We start from the raw sequence: 13,090 nt of genomic DNA, 5'->3' as shown, positions 1-13,090 counted from the left end.
GCAGCAGGTCAATCCTGTTCGATGACCGGCTCCGAGGACCACGGGAACTCGATCCACAGATCGGTCTCCCGCCACGAGAAGTCCGGCGTGATGATGGTGCGGGGCTTGGTGTAGACGACGGCGGACTTCACCTCTGCTGCATGCTCTTTCAGTAAGCCCACGACCAGCGCGAGAGTGCGCCCGGAGTCGGCGACGTCGTCCACGACGAGCAGCTTCTTGCCCACGAGTGCATCGGTGTCGAGCAATGGCGCGAGCACCACCGGATCCGGCAGCGTCTCCTCGACGTCGGTGTAGAACTCGACGTTGAGCGTGCCGGCGGCCTTCACACCCATCGCGTAGGCCAGAGCCCCGGCCGGGATGAGTCCGCCGCGTGCGATCGCGATGACGATGTCCGGCCGGAAGCCACTGTCCACGACGGTGCGTGTGAGCTCACGCGACGCCGTGCCGAACAGGTCCCACGTCAGTGTCTCGCGCATGGGGGCTCACGTTACCCGTGCCGGTGCCACCGGATCGGACGAGCGATCACGGCCACTCGATGGTCTCCGCGGCGGCGATGTCGTCGACGACCATGGTCACCACGGCCTCGATCGGTGATCCGATGCGGGCGAGGAGCACGTCCGTGACCGCTGCCGACGCACGGATCGCAGGCGCCGCGGCCATTCTCGCCACGACCACCTGGCCGTCGTCTCGCCGGTCGTCGGGGTCCTGACTCTCGTCCTCGGCGCTCGACCCGCTCGTCCGACGCTCCGGTTCCGGATGGACCCCCAGGGTGCCGAGCACCACGGCCACGACGTCGGACGGATCCGACCCGGTGTCCTTCGCGGCGGCCTCGCGGACGACGGCGCCCACGTCGTCACCGTCGAGGCCGTCGGGATGAGCAGCCTCGAGGAGCATCCGCAGGATCGCGGCGTAGACGTCCTCGACGCGAACACCGTTCTGCGAAGCCAGTTCCGACACAGCATCGTCGACCGCGTCGGCATCGGAGTCTCGCAGCGCCGCGGAGAGTCGGACGATGCCGTCGGCGACATCGCGTGCGGACGCCGGCCAACGCAGCGGCCAGGTGGTGGTGGTCATCGTTCGGGTCCTCTCGTGCTGAGTGCCGTCACGATGTCACGGCCGTCCGACACGGGGCTCTCTCACCGCCGCTCGACGACTCCACGGATGAAGGCCGCCTGGCCGATGTGCTGTAGATCGTCGGACACGACACTGACGAGGCGGACGGCCAGCGTGACCGGCGGATCCCAGTTCTCGTCGATCACCCGGTCGAGGTCTTCTGCCGTGAGGGTGTCGAGGTACTCGACGGTGCGCGCATGAACGGCATCGACGTATCCGGCGAGGATCTCAGCGTTGACGTCGACCTTGCCCACGTCCTCCGTCGACTGCCCGTACCCGATGGCGTCGTCGTCGAACGGAAGTGCGAAGCGGGCGTTCCATCCGTCCGCGGTGTAGACCTGCTCGCTGCCCGCCACACCCGCGACGTGATCGTCCTGCACCCGCGCGAGATGCCACACCAGCCAGGCGATGGTGTTGGCCTCCGGATCGATGCGGTAGGTCAGCGCCTCCCGATCCAGGCCGTCGAGCGTCGTGTGCACGGTCTCCTTGATGCGGTCGTACGCGTCGATGAGCACGCCTCTGTGGTCCACGGGTGGTCTCCTCAGTGTCGAGTCGGTCGAGGTTCCCATGGTGGCACCGGTCCATCCCGGTCAGCGCATCAGCATCTCAAACCTCTCGAAAACAATTTATCGGACTTTTTTGCCACGGACGTTAACGAAATGGTTCACCCGGCCGAAACAATGGCAGACACCATCGCATCTGGCCCTGACGGGCCGCAGTTCACGCCACGATCGTGGCTGAACCAAACGCCCTCACCGGCCAATCGAAAGCGATTCTGATGAACAAGGCAACAAAGGGCGCGCTGGCCGCTGTGGCGGCAATCGTTCTGCTCCTGGGCGGCATGGGCAGCTTCGCGCTCTGGAACAGCGAAGCAACGACGAATGGCGGGACGGTCACCGCCGGCGACCTCAAGATCACCGCCAACGCCGCCGCAGGGCTGTGGGAGCAGACGACCTCGGACGTCAAACCCGCAGGACCGATCCCGAACATCGCCACCTACCTCGTGGTTCCGGGTGATGTGGTCACCTACACGAAGACGTACGACATCGAGGCCAGCGGTAACAACCTTCTCGCCGACCTCAGCGTAGATCTCAACACCATCACAGGAACCGGCAACCTCAAAGAGAACATGGTCATCAGCGTCTCCGGCACCTCTGGCGCGACCGCGTTGCCCAGCACCGGATCGGCCGTCCGTATCGCCTCCAGCGATCAGACCGTCACCGTCAAGGTCACCTTCAGTTTCCCGACCTCGGTGTCGGGTCTGACGGCGCAGAACGGAACAGTCAATCTGTCCGCGTTCGCCGTGAAGCTGCAGCAATCCCGCACCCCCTGATTCTCTGATCTTCGCGGTGAAACACATCAGATATGTCGTGGCCGCAGCCGCGTCCGTCGCTGTGGTGGTCCTCGGATCCACCCAGACGACGGGCGCGCTGTGGCGTAACGATGCCGTCACCAACGGCGGAATTATCCGCGCCGGCACACTCGACATCAAGGTCGGCGCGTCCGGAGCGGAAGTGGACGCCTACGAGTTGGCCGCTCTGGGTGGAACGAATTTGGGCCCGGATGCCTTCTCTCAGGCACCGCTGACGGTCAGGAATGCGGGGAACATCGCCATGAGGTATCGACTCCAGAGCGCCGCAGCCACTGCTCCGCTCGCGTCGTCGATGACTGTCGTCGCATCCAAAGTCGCTTCTGTTGCGTCATGTCCGGCTGACGCGCCACCCAACGGAACCGTCGCGACGCTCTACAACGGACCACTGGCGACCGCGCAGGGTCCTGCGTCACCCGCCTTCCGCACGCTCGCGGCGGGTGCGTCAGAAGTTCTGTGCCTCCGCGTGGCGCTCACGGCGAGTCCGCCGTCGAGAGCGTCGACAAAGGTCACCTTCACCTTCCTTGCGGAGCTCGGATGAGCCGCCACCGCTCGGCCCGCGACCTGGGCGCGCGGTGGTGGATCGGCCGAATTCTCTCGTACACAGCGTTGTTCGGCGCCCTGGCAATTCTGGCGGCGACTGTGGTCGTGCCGCGAATTGCGGGCGCGGTGCCGTACACGATCCTCACGAGCTCTATGGAGCCGACGTACCCACCCGGCACCCTCATCGTCGTTCGCGAGGTGCGACCCGCGGACCTCGGAATCGGGGTGCCGGTGACGTATCAACTCGAGTCGGGCCGTCCCGAGGTGGTCACGCACCGGATAGTTTCGGTTCTCGAGTCTGCGGACGGGGGCACCCGGTACATCACCCGAGGTGACAACAACAACGCCGACGATGAACCCATCGAGTTCGGCCAGATCAGGGGAGCGGTGTGGTACTCGGTGCCGTTTCTCGGTCACGTGAACACATGGATCAACGGCGAACAACGTCGAATCTCTGTACTGGCGATCTCCGGAATCTTGTTCCTCTACGCCGTGGTGATGTTCGGTGGCGCTCTTCGCGGCCGTCGTACAGAGAAGGAGTCGTCCACATGACGCACGCGACGGACCGACGTCCGCGTCGAATGTCCAGCGCGCGACTTCGTGCGCTCCTGTCCCTCGGGATAGTGATGGGCCTCGGGAGCGTCGGCACCATGGCGGCGTGGTCCGACACGGCGACGGCGACTTCCGGCCTGTTCACCACCGGTTACGTCGATCTCAAGCTCGACGGCGTCGATGATCAGCCCGCGAAATTCACACAAGACGTGAAAGCGACGGACATGATTCCCGGCACGACCGTCACCACGCCTCTCATCGTGTCGAACGCCGGAACGGTGCCGTACCTGTACTCGGCCAAGGTACGGGCGAGTACACCGGGAATCGCGAATGTTCTCAGAGTGGCCATCGCTAGTGGCTCCTGCCCGGGGACCGAAATAGGCTCCACGACAACATTGTCGAATACATCGGACTCCACCCTCTTCCCCGCCAGGGGACCTGTAGCGGCGTCCGGATCGGATCCGCTCTGCGTGGCGGTGTCCATCCCCGCCTCCGCCATTCTTCCGCTCAACCCGGTCTCCGGAACCGTGACCCTCACGTTCGACGCGATGTCCGCATGAGCGGCCACCACCGACAGCCGGAAAAACGAGAGCACAGCGTCATTCGGGAGCTGGCGCTCACCGTCGGCGCTGCGCTGGGTGTCCTCTGCATGACGGCAGCCGTCGCAGCCGCGCTGTTCTCGATCACCCCGCTGGTGTTCCAGTCCGGATCCATGTCCCCCGCGATCGACACCGGTGCGCTCGCCTTGGCTCGCACCGTGCCCGCCACCGACGTTCGTGCCGGCGACATCGTGACCGTGGAGCGTGAGGACGGTTCACGTCTTACGCACCGGGTCGACGATATTCAAGGTTCCACCTCGGACTCGGTCACGATGATCCTCAAGGGCGACGCCAACGATTTCCCCGACTCGAATCCCTACACGGTGACCGAGGTCGATCGAGTATTCGCTCACGTCGGAACACTTGGGTGGGCTGTGGCCTGGCTGTCGAGCCCGACAGCGATAGTCGCCGGCGGCCTGCTCGTAGGGCTCCTCGTCCTCATCGCGTGGAAACCAAGTGCCACGGCGCCGGCGCAGACCGCATCTCCGTCGTCAGGATCGGCGACAGTCATGGTCAGCGTCTTCACTGTCGCTCTGTTGGCACTGTCGGTCACCGGCGCGCCTGCCGCCCACGCAGCACTCGCCCCGGACTCGGGAACTGCTGTGTCCGGCACACTGACCACGAGGGCGGGGGTTGCCGCACCTGGATCGTTGGCCTGCGCCAACAAGCAGGGCGGGGCTCTCAACCTGATCTCCATGGTCACTCTGAGCTGGGCGCCCTCAGGAACCGGCGCCACCTATACGTATGTCCTGCGGAAGTCGGGGAGCGCCGACATAGCGAAGTCGGCGTCACCGACGACGACGGCGAGCGGGCGCGTGTCGTTCGACCTCGACAATGGGGCCCTGATCAACCTCGCTCCACTCACCGGGGTCTACACCGTCTTCGTCACCGCGACGATAGGCGGCGTCACGTCGGCGCCCAGCAATTCGCTTACTGTCACCATGAACCCGGGCTTGGCGGGCATCGCCGCGAGCGCCCGCTGCGGGGGCACTGCCGCTCAGTCCGCGCGAGTCGCAGCGCCTCCGGCCACGTCGACAGAATCGATCAATCCGTCGGCCACACCGACATCCACCGCACCGACCGTGACCACCTCAGCGGCGACGACCACAACCCCGTCGGTCACGTCCGCGGCTCCGACGACGACGTCCACCGCCACGACCACCACGACCGCCACACCCACGACGACCAGTGCGCCAGCGGCGCCCGTCGATCTCGTCGGACCGCGTACATCACCGTCAGGCGCGTTCACCGCACGTGTCCTGGAGGACACGTCCGGCGCGGTCCTGACCGTCAGCGATTCGACGGGATCGACCCTCCATCGGGGTCAGGCACCGCCCTCGTCCGGCGGCTATCTCGTGGTATGGGCCGACGACGACTCGTTGTGGTTCCGGGACTCCGCTGGACTGCGAAGGCTGGCGGCCGACAACAGCTGGTCTGCCATGACAGTGCCGGACGATGACGCCTCCGTCCCAGCCGAGGTCCGATCCGTACTCGGGTGAGTCGAATCGGGAACTGCGTGGACGTGCTCGCTATTGATAGCTCCGGGGAACGAAGTGTTTCAGTTTCTGAACTTCCGGGAAACCGTGTGCCGACCTGATCCGTCGGCTCGAAGGACTCCCATGACCCATGACACGGCCACACCTCGGCAGCACACCGAGCCCGCATCGTCAGGCTCGGTTCTCCTGGTCGTCGTCAGCGCGATCGTCGCCCTGGTCGGAGGATTCCTCGGTTCGGGCGCTGTGGTCGGCACTCCCATCGCCGAGGCGGCGGATGGTGCCCTCAGCGCGACCGCCACCCTCGTTGCGCCGGCGGGGCCCGCGTTCTCCATCTGGTCGGTCATCTACCTCGGACTGATCGCCTACGCCGTCTGGCAGGCACTGCCCGCCCAGCGCCGGTCCGAGCGGCAACGAGCACTCCGCGTACCCATCGCCGTGACGATGCTGCTCAATGCCGCGTGGATCACCGTGGTGCAGTTCGGGCAGGTACTGCTGAGCGTCGTCGTGATCGTCGCGCTGCTCGCGAGCCTGGCGTTCGTGTTCGCGCGGCTGATCGCGGCTCCGCGTACCACCGCCGTCGACGCGGTGATCACCGACGGGACGATGGGCCTCTACCTTGGATGGGTGGCGATCGCGACGGTCGCGAACCTCAGCGCATGGCTCGCGTCGACCGGCGTCGAGTCGGCGGCCACCCTGTGGGCCGTCCTCGTGCTCGTCGTCGCGGCGCTCGTCGGACTGTTCCTGGCCACCGTCTCCGCCGGACGGGCGGCGCCCGCACTGGCACTCGCCTGGGGACTCGGATGGGTCGCGCAGGGGCGCCTGTCCGGCGAGGTCCTGAACACCACCGTCGGGTGGACCGCCGCGACGGCGGCAGTCGTCGTTCTCGTGGGCACGGTCGCCGTGCGAGTGCGCTCCCGCTGACGTTCCGTGTTCCCGCGGCCGCTGCAACCACCACGGGAACATACAACGCCCGCGGGAACCGAGGCGTCACCCCTGTCGATACCGACAGTGCATCGCTGCAGTGCAATTTTAACTTGGACTTGTATGACACCGCGCCTTAGCGTCGTCTGTACAACCACGCACTGCGAGAAGGGCTGATGCACTGATGACTGCAACGGTGACGACGACCGCTCCTCTGACCGGGGAGCTGATCATCGCCGGGTCCACCGTCCCCGGCACCGGCACGACCGTCCACGGCATCGATCCGTCCACCGGCGCGGATCTCGAGCCCGCCTACCGGCACGGCACGATGGCCGACGTCGACGCGGCCTGCGCGGCGGCGGACGAGGCCTTCGACGCCTACCGCTCCACCACGTCCGAGGCGCGCGCCGACTTCCTCGACGCCATCGCCGACAACATCGAGGCGCTGGGCGAGACGCTCATCGAGCGCGCGGTGGCCGAGTCCGGCCTGCCCGTCGGTCGGATCACCGGTGAGGTCGGCCGCACCAGCGGACAGCTCCGCCTGTTCGCCTCGGTGCTCCGCGAGGGCAGCTGGAACGGTGCCCGCATCGACCCCGCACAGCCGGATCGCGCACCCCTTCCCCGCGCCGACATCCGCCAGCGCAAGGTCTCACTCGGACCGGTGGTCGTGTTCGGCGCCAGCAACTTCCCGCTCGCCTTCTCCGTCGGCGGCGGCGACACCGCATCGGCACTCGCCGCCGGATGCCCCGTCATCGTCAAGGCCCACGACGCCCACCCGGGTACGTCCGAATACGTCGGCCGCGCGATCACCGAGGCCGCCGCGTCGACCGGCATGCCGGCAGGAGTGTTCTCGCTCGTCTACGGCGACGGCCGCACCATCGGCACCGCTCTGGTCACCGACCCGCGCGTCAAGGCCGTCGGCTTCACCGGATCCCGTTCCGGCGGAACCGCTCTGGTACGCGCCGCAGCCGGTCGACCGGAACCGATCCCGGTGTACGCCGAGATGAGCTCCATCAACCCGGTGTTCCTGTTCCCGCACGCCCTCGAGACGCGGGCCGCAGATCTGGGCCGCGCCTTCGTCGCCTCCCTGACGCTCGGCTCCGGACAGTTCTGCACCAATCCCGGCCTCGTCATCGCGCAGGACGGACCGGAACTCGACGCCTTCGTCGCGGCCGCTGCGGACGCCGTCGCGGCCAGCACCCCGACCACCATGCTGACGCCGAACATCGCCGACAGCTACGGCAAGGGTGTCGACGCGCTGAGCGCCGCCGCAGACGAGGTCGCCCGCGGCACCGTCACCGACGCACCCAACGCCGGCCGCGCGGCACTCTTCAGCACCGACGCCGCGACGTTCCTCGACCGAGACGTGTTGCAGGCCGAAGTGTTCGGCGCATCCGCGCTCGTCGTCCGCTGCACCTCGGCCGAGCAGGTCGCCGCCGTGGCCCGCGCTCTCGAAGGTCAGCTCACCGCGACGATCCACGCCGACGCCGCCGATCACGCCGACGCCGGACGCCTGCTCCGCGTCCTCGAGCTGAAGGCCGGACGCATCCTCTTCGACGGGTGGCCCACGGGCGTCGAGGTGGGCCACGCGATGGTCCACGGCGGCCCTTACCCGGCGACGTCCGACTCACGCTCGACTTCGGTCGGCTCGCTCGCCATCGAGCGGTTCCTGCGCCCTGTCGCGTACCAGGACGTTCCCGCCGCGTTGCTCCCCAGCGCCATCGCCGACGGCAACCCCGACGGCATCTGGCGGCGTGTCGACGGCCAACTCTCCCGCGACTGACCCCGCCACTCACCTTCCTGCACCACCCCGGCCGGCCTCCGGCCTTCCCGCACCACCCCCCCCTCGTACACCAGGAGATCTCATGCTCGACGGCGTCCTCTTCTTCCCTGTCACCCCCTTCACCGACTCCGGCGAGGTGGACCACGCACTTCTCGCCGAGCACATCGCGAAGGGTGTCGACGCGGGCCCCGGCGGTGTCTTCATCGCCTGCGGCACCGGTGAGTTCCACGCTCTCGAGGCCGTCGAGTTCGGCGAGATCGTCGCCACCGCGGTGCGTACCGTCGCCGGCCGCGTCCCGGTCTACGCGGGCGCGGGTGGTTCGGTGGCCCAGGCGAAGATCTTCGCCCGATCCGCTCGTGACAACGGTGCCGACGGCATCCTGCTGCTCCCGCCCTACCTGGTGACCATGCCGCAGGCCGGCCTGGTCGAGTACACCCGCGAGGTCACCTCCGTCACCGACCTGCCGGTGATCGTCTACAACCGCGGCAACGCGCGCTACGACGAGGCGTCGGCCGTCGAGGTCGCCCACTTCCCCACCGTCGTCGGATTCAAGGACGGCACAGGCGATCTGGATCGCGTCTCGCGTATCGTGCGCGCGGTCGAGGACTCCCTGGCGCCCACCGGCAAGGCGTTCCAGTTCTTCAACGGACTGCCCACGGCCGAGGTCTCGCAGCAGGCCTACCGCGCCATCGGCGTCACGCTCTACTCGTCGGCCACGTTCGCCTTCGCCCCGGAGCTGGCCCTGGCGTTCTACACCTCGCTCGAGAACGACGACGTCACGCTCACCGACGCCCTGCTGCGCGAGTTCTTCCACCCACTCGTGCGTCTGCGCGACTCGGTACCCGGCTACGCCGTCTCCCTGATCAAGGCGGGCGTCACCCTCGAAGGTGTTGCCGCCGGCCCCGTTCGGGCACCGCTGATCGACGCGGCCCCCGCGGACGTGGAGGCCCTCACCGCGATCATCGCAGCCGGCCGCGCCGTGCTCGCCGACTCCCTCGCAGCCGACTCGGTCACCAAGGAGGCCGTGCACTCGTGAGCGCCCGGATCACCTCCGTCACCGTCACCCCCGTCGCCTTCGCCGACCCGCCGCTGCTCAACACCGTCGGAGTCCATCAGCCGTTCGCTCTGCGCGCGATCGTGCAGATCCGGACCGACGACGGCGCCGTGGGTCTGGGCGAGACCTACGCCGACACCGCGCATCTCGTTCGCCTGAACGCTGCTGCCGAGGCCATGGTCGGGGTGGACGTCTTCGCACTCCACACGCTGCGCGCCGTCGTGGACGAGTGCCTGGGTGGCCTGACGGTGACGGGTGGTGACGGGGTGGCCGGCATGATCACGACGGCCAGCACCACCGATCGGGTGTTCTCGCCGTTCGAGGTGGCGTGCCTCGACATCCAGGGCAAGATCCTCGGGCGGCCCGTCTCCGATCTTCTCGGTGGCCTGGTGCGCACGACCGTACCGTTCAGTGCATATCTCTTCTACAAGTGGGCCGGGCACCCCGGCTCCGCGGACGACGAGTGGGGTGCCGCGCTCGATCCCGAGGGCATCGTCGCGCAGGCCCGACGGATGATCGACCGGTACGGCTTCGGCGCGATCAAGCTCAAGGGCGGGGTGTTCCCACCCGAGCAGGAGATCGCCGCGATGCACGCGCTGCGCGAGGCGTTTCCCGATCTCCCACTGCGGCTGGATCCCAACGCGGCGTGGACCGTCGACACGTCCCTCGAGGTCGCGTCGGCCCTGACCGGTGTCGTCGAGTATCTCGAGGACCCCACACCGGGCCTGGACGGAATGTCGGAGGTGGCCCGCAAGGCCGCCATGCCGCTGGCGACCAACATGTGTGTCGTGGCGTTCGACCAACTCGAGCCGTCGGTCCGACGCGACTCGGTCGGGGTCGTGCTGTCCGATCACCACTACTGGGGTGGACTGCAACGCTCACGGTTGCTCGCCGGCATCTGCGACACCTTCGGACTCGGCCTGTCGATGCACTCGAACTCCCATCTCGGCATCTCGCTCGCCGCGATGGTGCACCTCGCCGGCGCCACGCCGAATCTCACGTACGCCTGCGACACACACTGGCCGTGGAAGACCGAGGACGTCGTGGTTCCGGGCGTTCTGCGTATCGAGAACGGCGCCGTCGCGGTACCCACGGGACCGGGGCTGGGCGTCGAACTCGACGAGGACGCGCTGGCGAGGCTGCACCAGCAGTACCTCGACTGCGGGATCAGGGACCGTGACGACACCGGCTACCGGCAGAGTCTCGAACCCGACTTCGTCAACTCCTCGCCGCGATGGTGACCGGCCGTTCACACGGTCGGCTATCTTGAGCCGATGTTCTCGCTCTCGCGCCTGACGTGCTTCATCGCCGTCGCGGAGGAGTTGCACTTCGGCCGAGCCGCAGAGCGGCTCCACATGACCCAGCCCCCGCTCAGCAGGCAGATCCAACAGCTCGAGAGTGAACTGGGCGTGCAGCTGATCGATCGGACGTCACGCTCGGTGACCCTCACGGCCGCCGGCGTGGCGTTCCTGCCCGACGCCCGCCGGATAGTCCGCTTGGCCGAGAGCGCCGCACTGACCGTCAAGCGCGTCCCCGCCGGTGATCTGGGCACCGTCGTCATCGGCTTCACCGCGGCGTCCGCGCACGCCGTCCTGCCTCGGCTGCTCTCGGACGTGCGCGCGGCTCTGCCGGACGTCGAACTGGTGCTGCGGGAGATGGTGTCGTCGATTCAGATCGACGCCCTGGCGAGCGGGGAACTGGATCTCGGTCTGGTCCGTCCCACCGTCACGCGACCGGGAATTCTGACGCGGCCCATCCACCGCGAGGCACTCGTCGCTGCGCTTCCCGAGGGGCACGAACTCCTCGACGTGGAGCGTCTGAGCGTGACGCACTTCGACGATCAACCCGTGATCATGTACTCGCCGGTGGATGCCCGCTACTTCCACGAGCTCCTCATCAGCACCTTCACCGTCGCCGGGGTCACGCCTCGATACGTGCAGTACGTGACGCAGGTGCACACCATGTTGATGCTCGTGAGCTCCGGCCTGGGCTGCGCACTGGTGCCGGCCTCGGCACGCACGATGCACACCGAGGGCGTCGTGTTCCGCGAGATCCGTTCCAGCACCGAGGAACCCGTGCGACTGAACGCCGCATGGCGTCACGACGCCGCCAACCCCGCCCTGCACCGTGTGCTGACGGACGTGAAGGCCGTGACCTCACTGCAGTGAGATCACGGCCGGCGGCTGCTGCGTCCGCGAATTAGTGCGCGACCTCGACCGGCGGCTTGACGGCCACGACCGGGCAGTGTGCGTCGAGCAGGACACGCTGAGACAGGCTGCCGAGCAACAGCTTTCCGACGGGTGAGCGGCGACGCACGCCGATGACGAGGAGCTCGACGTCCGGCTCGTAGGACATGTCGACGAGGTTGTCGGCGTGCGAGCGGCCGGGTACCGGTTCCGCCACCCGTGCCGCCACGCCGTCGGCGCCGGAGTCGGTGCGGGCAGCCATGATCAGCTCGTCGACCGCACTGCGATCACCGTCGACCACGACGGTGACGTCGGTACCGCGCATCTTGGCCTCGCGGAACGCGAACGGCAGTGCGTTGCGATCCTCGACGGTGTCCGCGTATCCCACGACGACGCTCATCGGGTCTCCTTCTGATCGGGCTGGAAGACCGGCGTCACGAGCGTGCCGTCGGCGAGGAACGAGTTCAGGTTCTCGAGGGTGAGTGCTTCCATCGCGGCGCGAGTCTGCACCGTGGCACTCCCGACGTGGGGAAGCAGCACCACGGTGTCGAGGGCGCGAAGCGCGTCCGGCACCTCGGGTTCGTGGGCGAAGACGTCGAGCCCGGCGCCGGCCAACCGTCCGCTCTGCAGCGCCTCGACGAGGGCGTCCTCGTCCACGACGCTGCCGCGAGCCACGTTGATCAGGACGCCGTCCGGCCCCAGTGCGTCCAGCGTCTCCCTGTCGACGAGCTGCCGCGTCTCCGGTCCGCCGGCTGCGGCCACGACCAGAACGTCCACTGCCGCAGCGAGTTCGCGCGGAGACGAGTGGTACCGGTACGGACTCGACTCGACGACGTTGCGGTTGTGATAGTCGATGGTGCAGCCGAAGGCCTCGAGGCGGTGCGCGATGGCGCCGCCGATGCGCCCGAGACCGAGGATGCCGACCCGAGATCCGCTGACCTGCCGCGCCAACGGCGGCATGGGCTTGGTGGTCCACTCGCCCGCGCGCACGTAGCGGTCGGCGGCGGAGAAGCCGCGGAGGGTGTCGATGAGCAGCCCGAGGGCGGTGTCGGCGACGGCGTCGGTGAGGACGTCCGGAGTGTTGCTGACACCGATCCCGCGGCGGCGGGCCTCCTCGGCATCGGTGCCGTCGTACCCGACTCCGAAGTGGACGATCGCGCGCAGCGCGGGCAGGCGGTCCATGAGGTCCGCCTTGACGCCGACACGGCCGGACGTCACGACGGCGACGATCTCGTCGGCGTGCCGGCCGAGCACATCGTCGCGATCGTCGTCCGGCAGCACCAGCGCGCCGCCGGCCTCGAGTGTCTCCATGAGCGAAGGCTTGAGTCCGCCGACCCGGAGAACGCGCGAAAATCGCTGCGCCTCATCGGGACTCGATGCCGATCCGTTCGAGCTCGGCGTTCCACCGTCGGTCATGCCGCCTCCTTCACCGTGCGACGGCCACCGGGAGCGACGGCCATCGTCTGGGGTGATC

General features: G+C 67.9%; 15 protein-coding genes. 10 read left to right on the top strand and 5 right to left on the bottom strand.

What is annotated here, in order from left to right; all coding sequences use genetic code 11:
• Positions 1 to 8: 8 nt before the first annotated feature.
• The 3 genes from HQ308_RS04670 to HQ308_RS04660 form a co-directional block, all read right to left on the bottom strand.
• Positions 9 to 476 carry a phosphoribosyltransferase gene (locus HQ308_RS04670; protein ID WP_222645549.1) on the bottom strand — a complete coding sequence of 156 codons (468 nt, stop codon included), beginning with the start codon at positions 474 to 476 and terminating at the stop codon, positions 9 to 11.
• A 46-nt stretch (positions 477 to 522) separates the two neighbouring features.
• A complete protein-coding gene (locus tag HQ308_RS04665; protein ID WP_222645548.1) occupies positions 523 to 1,074 on the bottom strand; it encodes a hypothetical protein in 552 nt (183 codons plus the stop codon).
• A gap of 62 nt (positions 1,075 to 1,136) precedes the next feature.
• A complete protein-coding gene (locus HQ308_RS04660) occupies positions 1,137 to 1,643 on the bottom strand; it encodes a DUF664 domain-containing protein (protein ID WP_308115669.1) in 507 nt (168 codons plus the stop codon).
• A gap of 203 nt (positions 1,644 to 1,846) precedes the next feature.
• Here HQ308_RS04660 and HQ308_RS04655 point away from each other — a divergent pair, with 203 nt between their 5' ends.
• The 10 genes from HQ308_RS04655 (at position 1,847) to HQ308_RS04610 (ending at position 11,598) form a co-directional block, all read left to right on the top strand.
• A complete protein-coding gene (locus HQ308_RS04655) occupies positions 1,847 to 2,446 on the top strand; it encodes an alternate-type signal peptide domain-containing protein (protein WP_222645546.1) in 600 nt (199 codons plus the stop codon).
• 16 nt (positions 2,447 to 2,462) lie between these two features.
• Positions 2,463 to 3,023 (top strand): hypothetical protein, encoded by a 561-nt coding sequence (locus HQ308_RS04650; RefSeq protein WP_308115668.1) that lies wholly within the window; start codon positions 2,463 to 2,465, stop codon positions 3,021 to 3,023.
• A complete protein-coding gene (locus tag HQ308_RS04645; protein WP_056441975.1) occupies positions 3,020 to 3,577 on the top strand; it encodes a signal peptidase I in 558 nt (185 codons plus the stop codon). Before HQ308_RS04650 ends, HQ308_RS04645 begins: the two co-directional genes overlap by 4 nt.
• Positions 3,574 to 4,137, top strand: a complete 564-nt coding sequence (locus tag HQ308_RS04640) for a SipW-dependent-type signal peptide-containing protein (protein ID WP_082544325.1) — start codon at positions 3,574 to 3,576, stop codon at positions 4,135 to 4,137. Before HQ308_RS04645 ends, HQ308_RS04640 begins: the two co-directional genes overlap by 4 nt.
• A complete protein-coding gene (locus tag HQ308_RS04635) occupies positions 4,134 to 5,675 on the top strand; it encodes a signal peptidase I (RefSeq protein WP_222645545.1) in 1,542 nt (513 codons plus the stop codon). Before HQ308_RS04640 ends, HQ308_RS04635 begins: the two co-directional genes overlap by 4 nt.
• Before the next feature lie 120 nt (positions 5,676 to 5,795).
• On the top strand, positions 5,796 to 6,593 hold the full coding sequence (locus tag HQ308_RS04630; RefSeq protein WP_222645544.1) for a TspO/MBR family protein: 798 nt from the start codon (positions 5,796 to 5,798) through the stop codon (positions 6,591 to 6,593).
• Positions 6,594 to 6,777: 184 nt separating this feature from the next.
• The gene (locus HQ308_RS04625) at positions 6,778 to 8,376 is read left to right on the top strand and encodes an aldehyde dehydrogenase (NADP(+)) (RefSeq protein ID WP_222645543.1); all 1,599 of its coding nucleotides are present in this window, start codon (positions 6,778 to 6,780) and stop codon (positions 8,374 to 8,376) included.
• An 82-nt stretch (positions 8,377 to 8,458) separates the two neighbouring features.
• Positions 8,459 to 9,412 (top strand): 5-dehydro-4-deoxyglucarate dehydratase, encoded by a 954-nt coding sequence (locus HQ308_RS04620; RefSeq protein WP_222631604.1) that lies wholly within the window; start codon positions 8,459 to 8,461, stop codon positions 9,410 to 9,412.
• A complete protein-coding gene (locus tag HQ308_RS04615; protein WP_222645542.1) occupies positions 9,409 to 10,671 on the top strand; it encodes a glucarate dehydratase family protein in 1,263 nt (420 codons plus the stop codon). The genes HQ308_RS04620 and HQ308_RS04615 overlap by 4 nt, the downstream gene beginning before the upstream one ends.
• 33 nt (positions 10,672 to 10,704) lie before the next feature.
• Positions 10,705 to 11,598 carry a LysR substrate-binding domain-containing protein gene (locus HQ308_RS04610; protein ID WP_027504713.1) on the top strand — a complete coding sequence of 298 codons (894 nt, stop codon included), beginning with the start codon at positions 10,705 to 10,707 and terminating at the stop codon, positions 11,596 to 11,598.
• 31 nt (positions 11,599 to 11,629) lie between these two features.
• On the opposite strand, the gene HQ308_RS04605 is transcribed toward HQ308_RS04610, so the two are convergent.
• Together HQ308_RS04605 and HQ308_RS04600 are read right to left on the bottom strand one after the other, a co-directional pair.
• On the bottom strand, positions 11,630 to 12,016 hold the full coding sequence (locus HQ308_RS04605) for a universal stress protein (protein ID WP_027504712.1): 387 nt from the start codon (positions 12,014 to 12,016) through the stop codon (positions 11,630 to 11,632).
• A complete protein-coding gene (locus HQ308_RS04600; protein ID WP_222645541.1) occupies positions 12,013 to 13,032 on the bottom strand; it encodes a 2-hydroxyacid dehydrogenase in 1,020 nt (339 codons plus the stop codon). Before HQ308_RS04600 ends, HQ308_RS04605 begins: the two co-directional genes overlap by 4 nt.
• Positions 13,033 to 13,090: the final 58 nt, after the last annotated feature.

Origin of the sequence: Rhodococcus sp. BP-241, from assembly GCF_019836145.1 — a bacterium.
Lineage (GTDB): Bacteria > Actinomycetota > Actinomycetes > Mycobacteriales > Mycobacteriaceae > Rhodococcoides.
The sequence above is the reverse complement of the archived record's forward strand: the minus strand, read 5'-3'. Positions and strand labels throughout refer to the sequence as shown.